Annotated in this window: 14 protein-coding genes; 6 read left to right on the top strand and 8 right to left on the bottom strand. The window is 66.0% G+C overall.

The annotated features are described in order from the left end of the window. Nucleotide 1: 1 nt before the first annotated feature. The gene (locus tag QPC17_RS07865) at nucleotides 2-1,432 is read left to right on the top strand and encodes a mycothione reductase (RefSeq protein WP_285347201.1); all 1,431 of its coding nucleotides are present in this window, start codon (nucleotides 2-4) and stop codon (nucleotides 1,430-1,432) included. Here the strand turns inward: QPC17_RS07865 and clpB are convergent. After that, nucleotides 1,429-4,062, bottom strand: coding sequence for an ATP-dependent chaperone ClpB (clpB, locus tag QPC17_RS07870; protein WP_285347202.1), 2,634 nt, complete (start codon nucleotides 4,060-4,062; stop codon nucleotides 1,429-1,431). The two genes, QPC17_RS07865 and clpB, sit on opposite strands and share 4 nt — an antisense overlap. 166 nt (nucleotides 4,063-4,228) lie before the next feature. Here clpB and QPC17_RS07875 point away from each other — a divergent pair, with 166 nt between their 5' ends. Next, entirely contained in the window at nucleotides 4,229-5,227 is a 999-nt protein-coding gene (locus QPC17_RS07875; RefSeq protein WP_285347203.1) for an Fpg/Nei family DNA glycosylase, read from the top strand. 108 nt (nucleotides 5,228-5,335) lie between these two features. Then, nucleotides 5,336-5,548 (top strand): antitoxin, encoded by a 213-nt coding sequence (locus QPC17_RS07880; protein WP_062614062.1) that lies wholly within the window; start codon nucleotides 5,336-5,338, stop codon nucleotides 5,546-5,548. A 78-nt stretch (nucleotides 5,549-5,626) separates the two neighbouring features. Here QPC17_RS07880 and gluQRS read toward each other — a convergent pair whose 3' ends face one another. Both gluQRS and QPC17_RS07890 read right to left on the bottom strand, forming a co-directional pair. Beyond that, a complete protein-coding gene (gene gluQRS, locus QPC17_RS07885) occupies nucleotides 5,627-6,535 on the bottom strand; it encodes a tRNA glutamyl-Q(34) synthetase GluQRS (protein ID WP_062614063.1) in 909 nt (302 codons plus the stop codon). 250 nt (nucleotides 6,536-6,785) lie between these two features. Next, nucleotides 6,786-10,376: an ExeM/NucH family extracellular endonuclease gene (locus QPC17_RS07890; protein WP_285347204.1), complete on the bottom strand. Its 3,591-nt coding sequence runs from the start codon at nucleotides 10,374-10,376 to the stop codon at nucleotides 6,786-6,788. A gap of 169 nt (nucleotides 10,377-10,545) precedes the next feature. Between QPC17_RS07890 and QPC17_RS07895 the strand changes: the two genes are divergently transcribed. From QPC17_RS07895 to QPC17_RS07905, 3 genes are all read left to right on the top strand, one after another. After that, nucleotides 10,546-11,217 (top strand): NADPH-dependent F420 reductase, encoded by a 672-nt coding sequence (locus QPC17_RS07895; protein WP_101923526.1) that lies wholly within the window; start codon nucleotides 10,546-10,548, stop codon nucleotides 11,215-11,217. A 55-nt stretch (nucleotides 11,218-11,272) separates the two neighbouring features. After that, nucleotides 11,273-13,381: an alpha/beta hydrolase family protein gene (locus QPC17_RS07900; RefSeq protein WP_285347205.1), complete on the top strand. Its 2,109-nt coding sequence runs from the start codon at nucleotides 11,273-11,275 to the stop codon at nucleotides 13,379-13,381. Between the two features lie 123 nt (nucleotides 13,382-13,504). Continuing rightward, the gene (locus QPC17_RS07905; protein ID WP_062614111.1) at nucleotides 13,505-14,269 is read left to right on the top strand and encodes a glycerophosphoryl diester phosphodiesterase; all 765 of its coding nucleotides are present in this window, start codon (nucleotides 13,505-13,507) and stop codon (nucleotides 14,267-14,269) included. Nucleotides 14,270-14,407: 138 nt separating this feature from the next. Here QPC17_RS07905 and QPC17_RS07910 read toward each other — a convergent pair whose 3' ends face one another. The 5 genes from QPC17_RS07910 to dnaK form a co-directional block, all read right to left on the bottom strand. Then, nucleotides 14,408-15,169: an NUDIX hydrolase gene (locus QPC17_RS07910; protein ID WP_246783064.1), complete on the bottom strand. Its 762-nt coding sequence runs from the start codon at nucleotides 15,167-15,169 to the stop codon at nucleotides 14,408-14,410. Nucleotides 15,170-15,181: 12 nt separating this feature from the next. Further along, nucleotides 15,182-15,700 carry a heat shock protein transcriptional repressor HspR gene (locus tag QPC17_RS07915; protein WP_062614068.1) on the bottom strand — a complete coding sequence of 173 codons (519 nt, stop codon included), beginning with the start codon at nucleotides 15,698-15,700 and terminating at the stop codon, nucleotides 15,182-15,184. Nucleotides 15,701-15,748: 48 nt separating this feature from the next. After that, the gene (locus QPC17_RS07920) at nucleotides 15,749-16,735 is read right to left on the bottom strand and encodes a DnaJ C-terminal domain-containing protein (protein WP_068538556.1); all 987 of its coding nucleotides are present in this window, start codon (nucleotides 16,733-16,735) and stop codon (nucleotides 15,749-15,751) included. Nucleotides 16,736-16,770: 35 nt separating this feature from the next. Beyond that, nucleotides 16,771-17,379 (bottom strand): nucleotide exchange factor GrpE, encoded by a 609-nt coding sequence (locus tag QPC17_RS07925; RefSeq protein WP_168160562.1) that lies wholly within the window; start codon nucleotides 17,377-17,379, stop codon nucleotides 16,771-16,773. Nucleotides 17,380-17,448: 69 nt separating this feature from the next. Next, on the bottom strand, nucleotides 17,449-19,320 hold the full coding sequence (gene dnaK, locus QPC17_RS07930) for a molecular chaperone DnaK (protein WP_062614071.1): 1,872 nt from the start codon (nucleotides 19,318-19,320) through the stop codon (nucleotides 17,449-17,451). Nucleotides 19,321-19,508 lie beyond the last annotated feature (188 nt).

A 19,508-nucleotide genomic window follows, 5' to 3' on the forward strand; every position in this document is an offset into this window, starting at 1 on the left:
CATGCATTACGACCTCCTGATCCTTGGTTCCGGTTCGGCCAACACCATCCCCGGCCCTGAATTCGCAGGCCAGCGCATCGCGCTCGTGGAAGAAGGAGTGTTCGGTGGCACGTGCCTGAACGTGGGATGCATCCCCACCAAAATGTTCGTCCACACCGCCAACGTGGCGCGCCAAGCCGCCGACGCGGGGCGCCTCGGCGTCGACCTCCGCCTCGATGGCGTGGACTGGCCCGCCATCCGCGAACGCATCTTCGGCCGTATCGACCCGATCTCCGCCGCTGGCAAGGACTACCGGGAGAATAATCCGGATAACGCCAACCTCACGCTCTACACAGGGCATGCCACGTTCGTCGCGCCAAAGACCGTGCAGATCACCCTGGCCGAGGGCTCCGAGAGCCCGGCAGGCGCAGAGGGCCAGCCCGGCGCCCGCACGGTGACCGTGAGCGCGGACCGAGTGGTCGTCGCCACCGGATCGCGGCCCGCCATGCCGGACGTGGCCGGGTTGGACGGCGTCGGCGCGCTCGATAACGCGAGCATCATGCGCCTGGAGGAGCTACCCGCGTCGTTGCTCGTGCTCGGCTCGGGCTACATCGCGGCCGAGATGGCGGACGTGTTCAGCGCGCTGGGCGTGGACGTGACCGCGGTGGCGCGCGGGCAGCGGATGCTGCGCCAGCTCGACTTCGACATCTCCCGCGCCTACACCAATTCGGTCGGCTACCGGCTTGTCACCGGCTTCCAGGCCACGTCCGCCGCGCGCGAGGACGGGATGGTCCGCCTCACTGGCACGCGCGGGGGCGAGGAGATCACGCTCGAGGCCGAGCAGATCCTCGTGGCCACCGGCCGCATCCCCAACGCCGACACCCTCAACCCCGCCGCCGCAGGCATCGCCGTGGAGGGTGGGCGGATCTGCGCCGACTCCTACCAGCGCGCCCTCGGCCACGACGGCCGGCCGCTCGACGGGGTCTTCACCCTCGGTGACGTCTCCTCCCCCTACATGCTCAAGCACGTCGCCAACCACGAGGCCCGCGTGGTGCGGCACAACCTGCTCCACCCCGACGCGATGATCGAGTCCGTTCACGACGCCGTACCCGCCGCCGTCTTCTCCCACCCGCAGATCGCGACCGTGGGGATGACGGAGGAGGAGGCCCGGAAGTCGGGCAAGGATTACGTGGTGGGCGTGCAGAAGTACGCGGACATCGCCTACGGGTGGGCCATGGAGGACACCACGAACTTCTGCAAGATCATCGCCGAACGCGGCAGCACTCGGATCCTCGGCTGCCACATCATCGGCCCGCAGGCGCCCACCCTCATCCAGGTGATCGTGCAGGCGATGGCCACCGGCCAGAGTGCCGCCGACATCGCCCGCACCCAGTACTGGATCCACCCGGCGATGCCGGAGCTGGTGGAAAACGCGCTGCTGCAGGTCGTCTAGGGGCGGGCGGCCGGCTTCGGCGTCAACACCAGGCGGTGGACGGGCGTGCCCTCAACCATGGAGGTGTCGAGGTCGGCGGAATCGACCAGCACGGTGTCGCCGTCCTGCACCTGCCCGGACAGCATGAGTCGGGCCAGCTGGTCGCCGATCTCGCGCTGGATGAGCCGGCGTAGTGGGCGGGCGCCGTAGGCCGGGTCGTAGCCCTCCATGGCGAGCACCGACTTCGCCGCCTCCGTCACCTCCAGCGTGATCCGGCGCGAGGCCAGGCGTGCCATCATCTGCCCGATCTGCAGGTCCACGATCTGCGCGATCTCGGTGATGGTCAGCGGGTCGAACACGATGATGTCGTCCAGACGGTTGAGGAACTCGGGCTTGAAGTGCGCCCGCACCCCCGCCAACACCGACTCCTTGCGCGCCTGCTCATCGAGCGATTCGTCCATGAGGAACTGCGAGCCGATGTTCGAGGTGAGGATGAGGATCGTGTTGCGGAAATCCACCGTGCGGCCCTGGCCGTCAGTCAGCCGGCCGTCGTCGAGCACCTGAAGCAGGATGTCGAAGACCTCCGGGTGTGCCTTTTCCACCTCGTCCAGGAGCACCACACCGTAGGGCCGGCGCCGCACCGCCTCCGTCAGCTGGCCGCCCTCCTCGTAGCCGACGTATCCCGGAGGGGCGCCCACCAGGCGCGCCACCGAGTGCTTCTCCGAGTACTCCGACATGTCGATACGGACCATCGCCCGCTCGTCGTCGAAAAGGAAGTCCGCGAGTGCCTTCGCCAGCTCCGTCTTGCCCACGCCCGTGGGGCCGAGGAACATGAAGGAACCCGTGGGCCGGTTCGGGTCCGCGACCCCTGCCCGCGAGCGGCGCACCGCGTCCGAGATCGACACGACGGCGGCCCGCTGGCCGATCAGGCGCTCGCCGATGTGGTCCTCCATGGTGAGGAGCTTTTCGGTTTCGCCCTGCATGAGCCGGCCCACCGGGATGCCCGTCCAGGCGGCCACCACCTCAGCGATCCCGTCCGCGTCCACGCGCTCCGCGATCATCGGGGCGCTACGATCCTCGCTGCGCTCTGCCGCCTCGCCGGCCTCGATCTGCTCCATGACCTGCGGGATATCGCCGTTTTGGATGCGGCCGGCCTCCTCGTAGCGGCCCTCGCGGATCGCCTTCTCCAGCTCGGTGCGCAGCTCGTCCAGGCGCACGCGCAGCTCGCCCACCTTGTTCCGACCGGCCTTCTCCGACTCCCAGCGGGCGTTGAGCGCGGCGAGCTCCTCCGACTTGTCGGCCAGCTCCGCCTCGATGCGATCAAGGCGATCGGCGGCCGCGGCGTCGTCGTCCTCCTCCGTATCCTCGAGGTAAGACTTTTCCATCGTAAGTCGATCCACCTGGCGCTGAAGCACGTCGATCTCCTCCGGTGAGGAGTCGAGCTCCATGCGCAAGCGGGAGGCCGCCTCGTCGACCAGGTCGATCGCCTTGTCCGGCAGCTGGCGGCCCGAGATGTAGCGGTCCGAAAGCGTAGCCGCGGCCACGAGGGCGCCGTCGGAAATCGTCACCTTGTGATGCGCCTCGTACTTGGGCGCAATGCCGCGCAGGATCGCCACCGTGTCCTCCACCGACGGCTCACCCACGTAGATCTGCTGGAAGCGGCGCTCGAGCGCCGGGTCCTTCTCGATGTGCTCGCGGTACTCGTCCAGCGTGGTGGCACCCACCAGGCGCAGCTCGCCACGGGCCAGCATCGGCTTGAGCATGTTTCCGGCATCCATCGAAGAATCCCCGCCCGCGCCGGCGCCGACCACCGTGTGGAGCTCGTCGATGAACGTGACCACCTCGCCGTCGGAATCCTTGATCTCCGCCAGCACTGCCTTGAAACGCTCCTCGAACTCGCCGCGGTACTTCGCGCCCGCGAGCATGCCCGCGATGTCCAGCGAGATGAGGCGCTTGCCGCGCAGGGATTCGGGCACGTCGCCGTCCACGATCCGCTGGGCCAGGCCCTCGACGACGGCGGTCTTGCCCACGCCCGGTTCTCCGATGAGGACGGGGTTATTCTTCGTACGGCGAGAGAGGACTTGGACGACGCGGCGGATTTCGGCGTCGCGGCCGATCACCGGGTCAAGCTTGCCGTCGCGCGCCGCGGCCGTCAGGTCCGTGCCGTACTTTTCGAGCGCCTGGAAGGTGCCCTCCGGGTCCGGGGAATCCACCTTGCGGTTGCCGCGTACCGTGGGCAGGGCGGCCATGAGCTGGTCATGCCCCGCGCCCGCAGCGCGCAGGATCTCCCCCGCCGAGCTCTGGTTCGCGGAGAGCGCGAGCAGCAGGTGCTCGGTGGAAATGTAGGAATCGCCGAGCGCGGCCGCCTCCTTGCCAGCGTCCGCCAGCACGAGCGACGTGTTGCGCGAGGCCTGCGGCTGAGCGTTCGAGCCCGTCACCCCCGGGAGAGTGGCAAGCTGGGCGCGCGTGCGCTCCGCGATGTCCGCCGGGCTGGCGCCCACCGCCTCCAAGAGCAGGTTCGCGATGCCTCCCTTCTGCGCGAGCAGGGCGGCCAAGATGTGGGTTGGTTCGAGTTGCGGGTTACCCGCCTGAGTGGCAGAAGTGAGCGCGTCCGCGATCGCTTCCTGCGACTTGGTCGTGAGCTTGTCCATGAGACCTCCAAATATTCCTTCGGTTGTTGGCGGGATTCCGGGGTCTTTAACCGGCTCCGGTAGCCACCTCCAACATCAACTAAGTTGAGTGTATCGCGCTCAAGTTCGTGCGTCTAGAGGGAGGTGTCCTTTTCCCTGCCGCTTACGTCACCCCTAGACTGGAGTCATGCCAGAAGGACATTCCATCCACCGCCTCGCACTCGTGCTAACCGAGCTCTTCGCCGGGAAGGTCGTGCGCGCGAGTTCCCCGCAGGGGCGATTCGCCGCCGGCGCCGAGATCCTCGACCGCGCCCTCATCCTCCCCGCCCAAGCTTGGGGCAAGCACCTTTTCGTGCCGTTCGTGCCCGAGGACTGCGCCAACGCCACCGTCCCTTCCCTCACCGAACCAGCCCCCAACTCCCTCTGGCTCCACGTTCACCTCGGGCTGTACGGCCGGTGGGTGTTCAACGGCGATCCCGACTTCCTCTCCTCGAAGCTCCTCGGCGCTCCCCACATCCTCATCGGTGAGGCGGTGACCGAGCTTCCGGCGGCCGCGGATGTGGCCGGTACCGGATGTCCCACGGCTGGCGAGTCGGACCCGTCCGCGGCGTCCGAACCCTGGCGCCCGCCAGCTCCCCGCGGCGCGGTCCGGCTTCGCCTCCTCACCAACCGAGGTTCGGCCGACCTGTCGGGCCCGAACCAGTGCGCCATCAAGACGGGAGCCGAGGTGGCCGCCGTCGTCGGCAAGCTCGGGCCGGACCCGCTACGTAACGCGCCCGGGGACCGCGACCTCTTCATTGAGCTCGTGCGCCGACGGCGATCGCCGGTGGGAGCGCTGGTCATGGATCAGTCAGTGGCGGCCGGACCGGGCAATATCTACCGCGCCGAGTCCCTGTTCCGCACGGGGATCCACCCGTACCGCGTGGGCGCAAGGGTCGGGGCGGGCAGGCTCGCCGACCTCTGGGACGACCTCGTGGTTCTCATGGACGACGGCCTGGTGCGCGGGACGATCCACACCGTCGATCCCGAGCTCGCACCCGCCGAGCCCCTCCCCGGCGACCCCGAGGCCTCCCGTTTCGCGGTCTACCACCGGCAGGGGCGGGCCTGCCTGCGCTGCGGGGCCACCGTGCGCGAGGCGGACATGCAGGGCCGGCGCCTGTTCTGGTGCCCGGGCTGCCAGCGCTAGCCGGGGCTCTTCACCGTGGGCGCAATTCTCCCTTTTCCTCGCTCCGACCATCCGATAAACTGCGGGTAGCCGGGGAAGCCGGCGTCACCGAAGAGAGGGGAGGACCACATGGGTATTTTTGATAAGGCCAAGGAAATGCTCAATAGCGACCAGGCAGAGGAGTACTCGGACAAGGCCCTCGACCAGGCAGAGAAGTTTGCCAAGGACAAGGCTGGCGCCGAGCACGCCAACAAGATTGAGAAGGTCCGTGACGAGCTCGATGCCCGCGTGGGCAACGAGAGCTCGAGTGCGGCTCAGTCCCCGGTTGTGGATGAGTCATAAAACCCCTTAGCCGGGTGGGGCGCTGACCAGCGGGTCAGCGCCCCACTTTTATGCCCGGGACTTTATGCGCGGGTACTCTTATGCCCGCGGGCCGAGCTCGAGTGCGGCCACGTCCAGAAGCCAGGGCTCGCGTGGGATGACCTCGGGGGCGATGTCGGCGAGGTCGGCGTCGGCGGGCAGACCCAACGATTCGAGGAGCAGCGCGCGGACCGATCGGGGGTCCCAGCCGAAGGCGGCGAGGTCGGTGAGGGTAACGGCGCCGTCGCGCTTGGCCAGCCGCACCCCGTCGAGGTTGAGCACGAGGGGCACGTGAATGTACTCGGGGGTCTCGTAGCCGAGTAGGCGCTGAAGGTAGACCTGGCGCGGGGTGGAGGGAAGGAGATCGTCGGCGCGGACGATCTGCGTGACGCCGAAGTCCCCGTCATCCACCACAGAGACGAAGTTATAGGAGTAGGCGCCGTCGCCGCGGCGAATCACGAAGTCGTCAACGGCGCCGGTGTAGCGGCCGGCCAGCCGGTCGATGACCTCGAGCTCGTCTACCTCGGCGCGGAGTCGGTAGGCCGGGCCGCGGTTCATTCCGGCGAGCTTGGCACGGCCCTCCTCACGCTCGGCCTCGGTGAGGTCACGGCACGTGCCGGCGTAGCAGCCGGGCGGCCGGTGAGGAGCGGAGGCCACGTCGGCCAGTTCGCGGCGGGTGCAATAGCACTCGTAGAGCAGGCCGCGCGCGATGAGCTCGGCGAAGATCTGCTCGTATCGGTCGATGCGGGTGGACTGGTGGAGGACGTCACCGTCCCAGTCGACGCCGATCGCGTCGAGGTCTGCGAGCTGGCGATCATAATACTGCGGCCGTGACCGATCGTCGAGGTCCTCCATGCGCATGTGAAAGCCCAGCCCCTCGCGGCGGGCAAAAGCCCAGGCCAGAAGAGCGGTTCGCAGGTTTCCCAGATGGAGATCGCCCGTGGGCGAGGGTGCATAGCGGCCGGTCACGGCGACAGTCTACCCTGCTCACACTCGGCCCGGCGCCGGGTGGGATCCCCTCCCCCAGGCGGATTGTTGACACAACTCGTGAATCTGGGGCCACCCGGGTTCCTCTAGGGATCGGTAGCCGGTATATTCACGAGTTCTGTCGGACCGGGCGCAGGGGCATGGGGTGGGCCCCGGAAGAGCAGTTCTTCCGGGGCCCACCGCTGACTGGTGTCAGCTTGTCAGCCAGCTAACTAGCCAGGAGTGCTCATGCCTAGCTGATGGCGACCATCGCCTGCCAGCCATGCCCGACCTGGCGGGCAGCGCCCCACCAGCCATTGGCCTGGTTCTTGTAGGCAAACATCTTCCCATCCTCGCGAATACCGATCAGGTCAAGCCTGCCGTCCCCATCCACATCACCGGGGATGGTGGCCTGGACGAAGGAATCCCAGCCGTGACCGATCTTGCCCGCGCCATACACACCACCGTCGGCGGCACCGGCGTAGGCATACATCGAACCATCAGCCGCAATCGCCACCAAATCGCTGTAGGAGCTACCCACGAACTGGCCCGGAGCCAGAATCGAGGTCATATTCGACCAGCCGTGACCAATCTTGGTCCCACCAAACAGGCCGTTCACTCCCACCTGGTAGCGGTACAGATCACCGGTTGCCACATGACGCGCCACCACATAATCAGTGTTGGCAGCGCCAAGCTTGCCTGCGAAGACGACATTATCCATGCCATCCCAGCCATGGCCAGCCTGCATACCCTCCACCAGGAAGCCGTCGCCCTGCGAGTAGTAGTAGAACAGGGAACCGTCAGCGTACTTGACCAGCACATCCGCCCGACGATCACCGTTGACATCACCCATCGCGGCAATATCAACGATCTGGTTCTGGCCGCACATCACAATGCCCTTGTGGTAGAAGCCGCCCTTGCCATCATTAGCGTAGAAACGCACCGCGCCGACCTCATCCACCGACCACAGATCAGCCAGCTTATCGCCAGTCGCATCACCCAACACGCCCGTCGCACGCGACGGGGCGGCCGGACGATCCATCACCACGCACTGCCCAGGCTCAGGCTCCGGCTCGGGATCAGGTCCGGGCTCCGGCGCCTTCACCGTGAAGTCCCACGACTTTTCCGCACCCGCGGCCAGCTCAAAGCCCTCCGCGGGCTCGGCCGTCACCGTCACAGTCTGGCCAGGCTTCACCTCAACAGTTCCGGTGACCTCCCGATCGCCGACCTTGTAAACCACACCCTCAACGGTCGGGATCGTGACCATACCGGCGCCATCCATAGTCGGCGCCTTCGGGGTTACCGGCGCCTCGGGCTCGACATTCTCAAGAACCTTGAGGCTGATCTTGATCGGGTCGTGATCCGACGAGCGGAACGCCGTGGTGTCGTAGAGCTCCTTGTACTTGACGTTGTAGTTGTAGCGCGAGTACTCAAAGGCGAGCGGCTCGTCCGCGTTGATGTCCCAGATGTCGCCGCCGACCACAAGGTCAAGAGCCATCTGGTTCGCCAGCACGTGATCGAGCGAGCCCTGGTAAGCCGAGAACTGGTAGGTCTGCTTCTCCGGAGCGAACTTAGGAGCAAGATCGGTGTAACCCTTATCGGCCATCGCAAGGATCGGATCCTCAGCCGAATAGGCGTTGAAGTCTCCGAGCAGGAAGATCGGCTTGCCAGCGAACTCCTTCTCCACCCACGCAAGTAGGGCCTGGGCCTGCTTCACGCGCAACTTGTTGTTGTTGCCCTGGTAGACATCGGTATCGGACTTATCCGAGAGGCTGCCCTTCGACTTGAAGTGGTTCGCGACAGCCACGAAAGACTTGCCCGATGCCTTGCCATTGGCATCGAGAGCCTGGAACTCCTGCGCGAGCGGCTCACGGGCCTTACCGGTGAAGTCCGCGCTCCCGATCAGGATCTTGGACGCGCCCACCGGCTCAACCTTCGCAGGCTGGTAGATGAACGCCAGACGGATTGCGTCCTCGCTAGCCGGAACCTGCTCCGGCGACTTCACGGCCGCCCACTTATCCGTGCCTGCGCCCTTGTTCAACTCGGCAACCAGGGTATCGAGCGCGGCGTCGCGATCCTTGTTGAACTTCTTGGAATTCTCAATCTCCTCGAGGCCAACCACGCTCGCGTCGAGCTGGTTGATCGCGGTGACAATCTTGTCCTGCTGGCGCTTGAGGTTCACGGCATCGGCCGCGCCGCGGGCATCACAGCCGTTAGCGGTAATGAGATTGCCCGCGCGATCCTGGTAACCCTTGCAATTCAGCTGGTCGCCCGTGGTGATGAAGTAGTTCAGCACGTTGAAGGTGGCCAGCGACACGTCGCCCAGGTTCTCCGGCGCAGAGGGCCGTTCGTTGTTGGAGAAGGACACCCAGTTGACCGAGTTGTCCTTGAAGCTATCCTCCGCACCCTCAACGTTGACCGGCTCGGTGGGCTGAATCTTCCAGGTGTTGTCGCGGTAATCGATGATCATCGGCTGCAGGAAGTTCACCTGCGCGCCGGCGCGTGCCGGGTTCTTCACATCGAGGTACGCCACCGGGATGCGGTGGTTCGCGTACTTGAAGTTAACCAGATCGAAGGAGATGCCGTCGTCGAGGTTGATCAGCTTAGACTCGTTGTCCTCATTGAGAGCAGCGATCTCAGTCGGGTTCTTCGCCGGGTTGTAAAGATCCGAGGGCTGACGCAGAGGTTTATCCCCCGGGGTCAGGCCGAGCTCGCCCCAACGCGCCGTGAAGATCGTCTTGTTCTTGCTCGTATTGTTCTGCAGGTAGTTGTTCGTGATCGTCATCGGGGCCTTGATATCAACCAGCATGCCCTCGTACTTCTCACGAGCCTCATTCCCCACAGGGAACTCGTTCAGCACCACCGGCTTCGGATCCACGACGCCGTCCTTCGCCATCTTCTCCACGGCGGTGAGGTCCTTGAGCTGCGTCAGACCATAGTACTCGGCGGCCGTGCCCGTCACGCGCACGAAGTCGCCCTTGGCCAGGGTCTTGGAGAACTTCAAGCCGGCGTCGAACACGAAAATACCGTGCGAGGCGTTGCCGTCATGGGTGCCACCCGTACCCTGCGTCTGCATGTAGAAGCCACTGAAGCCGCCCGTGGTGTAGAGCGCCGTAACGACGCCCTCCGTGGTCACGGTCTTACCCTCCAGCGGGGTCTTGTCACCCGTGCCCTGGATGTCCGCAATCGCTACGACGTTGCCAGGTTGTGGCTCAGGCTGCGGATCCGGGTCGGGTTCAGGATCCGGGTCCGGATCAGGATCGAGCGCGCCCGAGCCGTTCATAGTGTGCTTGCCCAGGTCGGAGATGTCGTCAATCCCCTTCGCGTTCCATTCGACGGTCACGTCGAAGGCGTCGTTCGGGTTCGTGTCTCCAGCAGTCACATTCGGCTTGCGGATCAGAGTCTTGTTCTCGCCGAACTTCGCGGTGTCACCAATCTGGCCGAGCGAGTCGACCACCTGGTCGCCCTTCTTGAGCACGAGCACGTCATCGCCGTTGAAGTTAGTGACGCTGCTCGTCAGCACGGCCATCGAGCCATGGATCTTGGCCTGCGAGTTGGCGAGGATGAACGTGGCACCCGGCGCAAGCGTGGAGGACAGCGCTTGCGGGTTCTTCGTGGTGGTGGCACCGTTCGTGTACAGCTCCATGGTGTACTGGCTGAGGTCAATCTCGGCATCCGTGCCGTTGTACAGCTCGATGTACTTGTTGTTGCTTGACCCCTCAACATATTCACTGATGATGAGGTCGGTCGCGCCCGTGGAGTCCGCCTGCGCTGGCAGCGTGGCCAGCGGCAGGGCAAGCACAGTAGCGGCGAGGGCCGCGACTAGAGTGTTTCTGCGTTTCACAGTTTTCCCTTCGTGTGATGTTCAAACGTAATTGCACGCCTTAATCGCAACAATACTTGCCGGGTCCGACAAAAAAGTGTCCGCTTGGTTAACATCCTTGTTTACCTTGGCGTCTAACAACCATACATCCTCACACACGAACTATAAGATGGAATAAGGGAGGGCTTTTATGGAAGAATTCCGGCGCGGCGCCATCATCATTGGTGCAGGTCTCATGGGTATTTCGCTCGCTGAGCGTTTTTTCGAAATCGGCACGACGCCGTGGGTCGCCGCGCGTCGTCCGGCCACCGAGCTCGCCGCCACGCTGGGGGCGCAGGCCCGCGCGATCGACGTCGTTGACATCAAAAATCTTCCCGCCAAGGCGCCCATTTTCCTCGCCGTGCCACTGTCCGCACTGGAGACGATCCCGGCCGAGGCGCTGGACGGGAGGCTGGCGATCGACGTCGGGAACTATTGGCCGCGCCTCGACGCCGCCAGCCGGTTTGCGCGCGAGCCGCGGGCGTCGAGCCTGATCACGCAGGAGTTATTCCCCGCCGCGCGCGTGGTCAAGACGCTCAACCACCTAGCGTATTCGGACCTCGCCTTCGACGCGCGCCCTCACTCCACCGGCTACCGCCGCGGGCAGTGTGTTGCCGCCGACGACGCCGAAGCCCGGCTTGCGGCCGCACGGATCGTTGACGCGCTGGGATTTGCGCCGGTAGACGCCGGGCCGTTGGCGAACGGGCGGCTGTTTGGGCCGGGCACGCAGATTTTCAACGGCGGATGGCGAACGGCCGAGCAACTAGCGCGCATTGTGCGCAGGCTCGGGGACTACCCGGCCGAACCGTTTGCCTTGGATTAGTGCGGGAAAAGGGGGCGGCAGAAAAAGTGTCGGAGGGGCGTTTTAGGATGAGGGCATGACGATTTTTGATTCGATGGAACAGTTCATTGCGCAGCCTCGCGTGACCTCGCTTGCCACGCGGCACGGGCGCACGGTCGCCACCGTGGCGCGGCTGGCGAAAAAGAAGGATAAGTATGTCTCCACGTTGGTGGAGATCACGGGCGGCGCGCCGCGTACGCTCACCCGCTCGGTCAAGGGCGAGGTCCTGATGGCGATCGGCGAGCGCGGGGAGGTGTACTTCACCTCCGGCCGGGATGATGCTCGCGGCGAGGGCGAATCGAACGCGCTGTGGATGCTACCGCCAAGCGGCGAGGCGCGTGTGGTGCTGCGCACGCCCGGCTCGATCGGCTCGGTGACGGCCGAGGGCGGCAAACTGCTGCTGACGGTCAACGTGTTTCCGGGGCGCTCGCTGGAGGAGGATGCGAAGCTCGTGGCCGAGCGCAAGGAACGCGGGGTCAGCGCCATCCTGCATGAGGGCTTCCCCGTACGATTCTGGGATCACGACCTCGGGCCGGCCTACCCCAAGCTGTTCGTGGCGGACGCGCCGGAACTGGAGGACTTCTCGGTGGAGGTCCCGAAGGGCGGCGTGCCGGATGGCGCCGCGGCTGAGGGCGTGTCCGGAGATCACGGTGCGAGTGGTGAACACGGCGCGGCTGGTGAGGCCGGAGACGCGGCCGGTGGCGAGTCGAAGCTGCCCACCTCGGAGGTGAAGCTTCGGCACGTACCCACGCCGGCGGGCCGGCTGGCGGGCGTGGCGTTCTCGCCTGATGGTGCGCGGGCGCTGGTAACGATCAGTCAGACGGTGAAGGATTCCACCGAGCAGGTCTTCTCGGTGTGGGAGGTGGAGCTGGCCTCGGGTGAGGCGCGGGAGGTGGCGATTGCCCCGCGCGAGCGGGAGGACGTGCCCGATTACCGCTCCTATTCGGCGGGCAGCTACTCGCCGGAGGGGACGCGGGCCGTGGTTTTCGTGGAGTCGGGAAACGTGGACGGTCAGCCGTTGCAATCCTGGGCAGAGGTCTGGGACCGGGGCAGCGGCCAGCGCACCCGGGTTGAGTTCGGCGACTGGCCGAGCGAGGTGGCGTGGCTGAGCGAGTCCGCCTTCGTGCTCGGCGCCCCGCGCAGGGGCCGGCAGTCGTTGTACGTGGTGGATCTGGAGAAGGGCACGGCCTCGCTCCTGACGCATGACGACTTCGCGTACACGAACGTGGGCGTGCGGGAGGGCACGATCTACGCGCTGCGTTCGGCGATCAACCAGCCGCCCTGCCCGGTTAGCGTGGCACTCGACAGCACGGTTAAGGAGCTCGCGCCGCTGACGCCGGCGGTCCAGGCGCCGGGCCGGCTCGATGAGGTGACGGCCCACGGCGAGGACGGCACGGAAGTGCGCGCCTGGCTCTGGTTGCCGGAGGGCGCCAGTGCGGAGGCGCCGGCTCCCCTGCTCGTCTTCGTGCATGGTGGCCCATGGGGCACGTGGAATGACTGGACGTGGCGCTGGAACCCGGGCCCATTCGCGGCGAAGGGCTACGCGGTGCTCCTGCCGGACCCGGCGATTTCCACGGGGTATGGCCAGCACATGATCGACCGCGGCAACGACGCAATCGGCGACGCACCCTACACCGACATCCTCGCACTCGTGGATGCCGCCGAGGCCCGGGCGGATATCTCGGGTGAGCGCACGGCGCTACTCGGCGGCTCATACGGCGGATACATGGCCAACTGGATGGCCGGGCAGACAGGCACCCGCTTCTCTTGCATCGTCAGCCACGCCTCGCTGTGGAATGTGGGCCAGATGGCCGGCACCACCGATAACGGCGGATGGTACGAGTGGATGATGCCCACACAGGAGGCGATCTACTCCCCGCACCGCTTCGCGGAGCAAATCGAGGTGCCGATGCTCGTCATCCACGGGGATCGCGACTACCGCGTGCCGATCGGGCAGAGCCACGCCCTGTGGCAGGCGCTGAACCGGGTGGCGAAGGTGCGCGGGCACAAGTTCCTCTACTTCCCGGATGAGAACCACTGGGTGCTCAAGCCTTCCAACTCGCTGGTGTGGTACCAGACCGTGATGGCGTTCGTGGATCAGCACGTGCTCGGCAAGGAGTGGCACGCACCCGAGCTGCTCGGGTAGGTCAGGCGCGACTTGTCGGCGCCGGCTCTGGCGCGGGTAGCATGCCCGGCCTGAGTTGGAGTCCCGCACGGGCACGGCTGGTGCCACTAAGATAAGAGGGGTGGAAGGAATGGGTGATTGAACGTGGAAAGGCGAATCTTCGCACACCGTGGGTTGAGCGGGCTCGCGCCCGAGAACACGATGGCGGCGTTCAAGGCGGCCGCCGATCGGGGGTTGACCTGGCTCGAGACCGATGTGGACATCCTTGGGGACGGCACGCCGATCCTCATTCATGACACAGCGCTGGATCGGACAACCAACCGCTCCGGCTCGTACTACGGGCTCGCCAAGGCCGACCTTGCCGAGGTCGACGCCGGCTCCTGGTTCTCCCCCGAGTTCGCCAGGGAGCCGATCCCCACGCTGCGCGAACTGGTCGACTTCATGAACGGCACCGGCATAAACGCCAACATCGAGCTGAAGTCGAACGAGGCCGGCGCCCAGATGAGCCACCTGCTGGTGGACAACGTGCTTGCGGAGCTCGATCGACTCGACGGCCCGAAGCTCATCATCTCGTCCTTCAACCACCTGCTGTTGCGGGAGGTCAAGACGAAGGCGCCCCACCTCTCCATCGGCGCACTGTTCGTGAGAGAGAACCTCTGGCCGGACTGGCGCTCGGTGCTCGAGCTCCTCGAGGCCGACCACATCCACCCCGACTCCCGCGGCCTCACCCGCGAGATGGTCCGCGCCTTCCGTGACGCTGGCTACGGGGTGAACGTGTGGACGGTCAACAGCCCGGCCCGCGCCAACGAACTGTTCAACTGGGGAGTCACAGGCGTGTTCTCGGACGTCCCGCACACCCTCCCCGCCGGGCAAGTTCCCCGGGCGCCCCAGGCGGCCCAGGCCAATTAAGATTTCTTGGACGCATTCGGGGCGATCTTGTCATATGCGAAGATAGGCCCAGAATCGTCCAGATATCTTTAATCGCTGGCGGGCCCAGCACCAAAGGTTGGCGGGCCCGGAACCCAGGGCCGGCGCCCAAGGCCCGCACTAGTCCCAGCCGCCGAAGCGCCGGGGCACGGCGATGCGGCGCTCGGTGTCCCACGGGCGTGACCACCCGGCCACGACCAGCAGGCCATCCAGCAGCATGGCGGTGAAGCCCCAGATCACGAGGTCGCCCACCTGGAAGGCCGCCCCGCCATACTCGCGGCCGGCCGCCGCCCGGTGCCAGCTACCGCGGTTGGCGGGGTCGGCAAGGTCGGCCACCTTCACCAGGTGGATCGCCTCCACCTCGGCAGGGCTCGCCACCGGCTCAAGCGTCAGCGCCGAGTCCCACACGCCTACCACGGGCGTTACCGAGAAAGAGGTCACGGGCAGGGAGCTCGCCGGCAGCTGGCCCCACACCTGCACGCCCTCGCCAGGGATCGCACACTCCTCCCAGGCCTCGCGCAGCGCGGCCTGCACCTCGCTCTCCCCCGGGTCCATGCTCCCGCCCGGGAAGCTCACTTGACCTGCGTGTTTGCGCATGTGGGCGGCGCGTTGAGTGAGAAGAACGGCCGGGTCGTCCGCCGCGTCGAGCAGGATGAGCACGGCCGCCCGGCGCATGCCCTTCCCGGGTAGCGGGTGCCCCGCGTCCACAATCGGATCCAGCTCAGCCGCGAGCGCCGACCGCAGCCGGCCGGCCGTCAGTATCTCGCGCCCGGCCGCACGGCCAAGTTCGCGCCCACGCGCTTGCACAATTGCGTCGCCAGGTTTGCGCCCCGGCTCACGCCCAGCCTCCCCCGGCATTCCGGCCAGCCAACCCACGGGCATCTCGCCCACGGGTTAGAACAGCCCCTGCGGGACGAGGTAGCGCGGGCGCCAGAGCACCACGTCGTTGCCGGCGACCATTCGCTCGCGCTCCATCTGCTCGCGCAGCGCCGAGCGCAGGTCTTCGAAGCGTTCGGCCATGAGCACGTCGCCGGACGGGTCCGCGGCGAACACCCTGTTCAGGCGGGAGTCGCGGCGGGTCAGCTCGTCGCGCAGCAGCTCGAGGGCGGCCCGCATCCGGGCGTTCTCTCGCTCGAGCCGCTCCCGCGCCCGCTCCGCCTTCTCCAGCCGTGCCTGCAACTCAAAAATCTTCGCGATGCCGGCCAGGCTCACGCCCTCCTCCTGGGACAGGCGCTGAATCTCGACCAGCTTCTCGACGTCGGCCAGCGAGTATCGCCGGCCCCCGCCTCGCGTGCGGTGAGCGGTGACAAGCCCCATCCGGTCATACTGGCGCACCGTCTGGGCGTGCATTCCCGCCAGCTCCGCAGCCACCGTCACCGACAAAATGGGTGCCGACTTCGATACCTTCGCCATCACTCACCTCCTTGGCTCTCGGCCCGCCGACCTCCCGGCAGGCCTCCCTTAAATCCTAGCCATCTGATCGAACTCGCGCCGCGGATCGGCGTCGGCGGTCACGTCGCGGAACTGTTCCACGGCGGCCCGCGCTTCGTCCGAGAGCCGCTTCGGCACCACGACCTTCAGGCGCACGTACATGTCGCCCTTCGCCCCGTGGTGGGAGGCGAGCCCCTTCCCGCGCACGCGCATCACCTTGTCCGAGCTGGAGCCGGCCGGCACCTTGACCTTGACCTGCTTGCCCTCGAGCGTGGGCACCTCGATCGTGGCGCCCAGCGCCGCCTCATCGAACGAGACAGGCACGTTGACGTACACGTCCCGCCCGTCCAGATCGTAGACCGGGTGCGGCTCCACGGTGACCTTGACCAGCACGTCCCCGCGCTCGCCACCGTTTTGCCCCTGGCCGCCCTTGCCCTTGATGCGGATCTTTTGGCCGTTCGCGATCCCCGCGGGGATCTTCGCGGTCACCTTCTCCCCGCCGCTCGTCACGGTGACGGTGGTGCCGTCTACCGCATGACGTAACGGGATCGAAATCGACGTCTCCACGTCGGCGCCACGCTCCGGGCGGCGTCGTGAACCGAAGAACCCGAAGCCTCCCTGGCCGTTTGCCTGCGGCGCGCCCTGGCCGAACATCTGCGACAGGATGTCCTCAAAGCCCGGATTCGCCCCATTCGCGGTGAACCGCACGTTGCCGCCGCCGAAGTTCGAAAAGATGTCCTCGAACCCGCCGGCGCCCGGTGAGAATCGCGCGCCGCCGCCGGCCATCGAACGGATCGCGTCATACTGCTTGCGGTCCTCCGCATTCGACAGCACCTGGTACGCCTCGGAGGCGGCCTTGAACTTCTCCTCCGCCGCCTTGTCGCCCGGGTTGCGATCCGGGTGGTACTTGCGTGCGTACGTGTTGTAGGCCTTCTTGATTTCGGCTTCGGTCGCGTCCTTCTTCAGCCCCAGCGCCGCGTAAAAATCCTTCGACATCCAATCCTGACTAGCTGCCATTCTTCACCTCCTTGCCTTCCGTCACTGTTCGTCTTCTACTCCGGGCTCACGACGCCGACCCGCGCCGGCCGCACAACCTTCTCGCCCTGCTTGTAGCCGGGTTGGATGATGTGGGCGACCTGCTGGACCTCCACATCCGCCGACGTGGTGTTCATCAGCGCCTCGTGATGCTCGGGGTCGAACTCGTCGCCCGGTTCGCCGTAGCGTTCGAGCCCAAAGTTCGTCTGTAGCGTCTGCTCGAGCTTGTCCACCACCGCGCCGGCGGGCCCCGTGAGGTCCCCGTGCTGGCGGGCGAGGGCGGCGTCGTCGAGCACGGACAGCAGCGTGTCGATCACCTTCGTGATCCCCGCCTCGTACTGCACGCGCGCCTCCGCCTTCGAGCGCTTGACGTACCCGTTGTATTCCTGGCCGAGGTTGTACAGGTCGGCCTTGCGGCGCGCCAGCTCCTCCTCCAGTTCGGCCACGCGCAGCAGCGCCTGGTCCAGTTCGGACAGCTCGCCAACGACGTCGGTCTGCCCGGTTGCGTCCTCGCCCGCGTCCGTGGCGGGCTGGGTGGTGTCCTGCTCGGGCGCCGCCTGATCGGGGGCCTGGGCGACGTCGTTCATCTGCTCATCGGGCTGGCCACCGAAATCCTCGTTCGTCATGCCCATTCCTTTCTCCGAATGCCTGTACGGACAAGGGGCGGCGTAACACGCCGCCCCCTTCAGCCCGCGTTAGTTCTTGGAATCCTCGTCGTCAACGATCTCGGCGTCGACCACGTCATCCTCGGCATCACGAGCCGCGTTCGCCGCATCCGTCCAGCCCTCAGCGCCGGGGGCGCCTTCCTGCTGGGCCTGGGCGTAGAGCGCCTCGCCGATCTTCTGAGCCTTCGTGTTCAGCTCCTCCTGGGCGGACTTGATCGCCTCGACGTCGTCACCCTTGAGGGCCTCCTTGACCGCCTCGGCAGCGGCGCGGACCTCGCTGGTCACGGAATCGTCGAGCTTGTCCTTGTTCTCATCGAGGAGCTTCTCGATCGAGTAGGACTGCTGCTCCGCGGAGTTGCGGACCTCGGCCTCCTCCTTGCGCTTGGCGTCCTCGGCCGCGTTCTCCTCGGCCTCCTTCACCATGCGCTCGATGTCCTCCTTCGACAGGGCCGAGCCGCCCGTGATCGTGACGGACTGTTCCTTGCCCGTGCCGCGATCCTTCGCGGAGACGTGGACAATGCCGTTCGCGTCAATATCGAAGGTGACCTCGATCTGCGGGATGCCGCGCGGGGCCGGCGCAATGCCGGACAGCTCGAACGTGCCAAGCAGCTTGTTGTCACGCGCGAAGGTGCGCTCGCCCTGGTAGACCTGGATGAGCACCGACGGCTGGTTGTCCTCAGCGGTGGAGAAGACCTCCGAACGCTTGGTGGGGATCGCCGTGTTGCGCTCGATGAGCTTGGTCATCACGCCACCCTTGGTCTCGATGCCGAGCGACAGCGGGGTGACGTCGATGAGCAGGACGTCCGTGCGGTCGCCCGTGATGACGCCGGCCTGCAGGGCAGCGCCCACGGCCACGACCTCGTCCGGATTCACGCTCTTGTTCGGCTCGCGCCCGCCCGTCAGCTCCTTGACCACCTCGGTCACGGCCGGCATACGGGTAGAACCGCCGACCATCACCACGTGATCGATCTCCGACAGCTTGATGCCCGCATCCTCGATGACCTTCTTGAACGGTGCCTTCGTGCGCTCGAGCAGATCGCGCGTCATGTCCTCAAACTTGGCGCGGGTGAGCGTCTCATCCAGGTGGATCGGGCCGTTCTCAGACATCGACAGGTACTGCAGCGAAATGTTCGTGGAGGTTGCCGACGACAGCTCCTTCTTCGCCTGCTCAGCGGCCTCCTTGAGACGCTGGACTGCCACCTTGTCCTTCGACAGGTCCACGCCGTAAGCGTTCTTCGTCTGCGACACCAGCCAGTCCACAATGCGCTGATCCCAGTCATCGCCACCGAGCTTGTTGTCGCCCGAGGTGGCGCGGACCTGGATGATCGAGAAATCGTCGTCATCCTTGCCGACCTCCAGCAGCGACACGTCGAACGTACCGCCGCCCAGGTCGAAGACGAGGATCATCTCATCTTCCTTGCCCTTCTCCAGGCCGTAGGCGAGCGCCGCCGCCGTGGGCTCATTGACAATGCGCTGGACGTTGAGGCCGGCGATCTGGCCCGCGTCCTTCGTGGCCTGACGCTGCGCGTCATTGAAGTAGGCCGGGACCGTGATAACGGCGTCCGTGACCGGCTCGCCCAAGTACGTCTCCGCATCCTTCTTCAGCTTCTGCAGGATGTAGGCCGAGATCTGCTGGGGGGTGTAGGACTTGTCGTCAATTGCGACCTTCCACGACGAATCGCCCATGTGGCGCTTGACCGACAAAACCGTGCGGTCCGGGTTAGCGACAGCCTGGCGCTTGGCGATCTCACCAACCAGCACCTCGCCCGTCTTCGAAAAACCCACCACCGACGGGGTGGTCCGCATGCCCTCCGCGTTCGCGATAACCGTGGGCTCGCCACCCTCAAGGACAGCGACCACGGAATTGGTGGTACCAAGATCAATACCAACTGCACGTGCCATGTGTAACTCCTTCTTTCGGATTCGGGCCCGCGGCCCGCAACCCCTTCTATGTTTTGTTCCGAATACAGGATAAGGCGCTCGAGAAAGTTTCGTCAATACCTGTGACTATTTCTTGAGTCACTTCCGCTCAACTTTGGGGAGCGGGGCAAGGGTGGGTTCCGACGACGCCGGAACCGCGACTTCGCGCC

The organism is Trueperella bernardiae (assembly GCF_030246965.1).
In the GTDB taxonomy this organism is placed as follows: Bacteria; Actinomycetota; Actinomycetes; order Actinomycetales; family Actinomycetaceae; genus Trueperella; species Trueperella bernardiae.

Coding starts and splice junctions, on each gene's coding strand:
- QPC17_RS07865 (WP_285347201.1), top strand. CDS start 2: ATGCATTACGACCTCCTGATCCTTGGTTCCGGTTCGGCCAACACCATC.
- clpB (WP_285347202.1), bottom strand. CDS start 4,062: ATGGACAAGCTCACGACCAAGTCGCAGGAAGCGATCGCGGACGCGCTC.
- QPC17_RS07875 (WP_285347203.1), top strand. CDS start 4,229: ATGCCAGAAGGACATTCCATCCACCGCCTCGCACTCGTGCTAACCGAG.
- QPC17_RS07880 (WP_062614062.1), top strand. CDS start 5,336: ATGGGTATTTTTGATAAGGCCAAGGAAATGCTCAATAGCGACCAGGCA.
- QPC17_RS07895 (WP_101923526.1), top strand. CDS start 10,546: ATGGAAGAATTCCGGCGCGGCGCCATCATCATTGGTGCAGGTCTCATG.
- QPC17_RS07900 (WP_285347205.1), top strand. CDS start 11,273: ATGACGATTTTTGATTCGATGGAACAGTTCATTGCGCAGCCTCGCGTG.
- QPC17_RS07910 (WP_246783064.1), bottom strand. CDS start 15,169: ATGCCCGTGGGTTGGCTGGCCGGAATGCCGGGGGAGGCTGGGCGTGAG.
- QPC17_RS07915 (WP_062614068.1), bottom strand. CDS start 15,700: ATGGCGAAGGTATCGAAGTCGGCACCCATTTTGTCGGTGACGGTGGCT.
- QPC17_RS07920 (WP_068538556.1), bottom strand. CDS start 16,735: ATGGCAGCTAGTCAGGATTGGATGTCGAAGGATTTTTACGCGGCGCTG.
- QPC17_RS07925 (WP_168160562.1), bottom strand. CDS start 17,379: ATGACGAACGAGGATTTCGGTGGCCAGCCCGATGAGCAGATGAACGAC.
- dnaK (WP_062614071.1), bottom strand. CDS start 19,320: ATGGCACGTGCAGTTGGTATTGATCTTGGTACCACCAATTCCGTGGTC.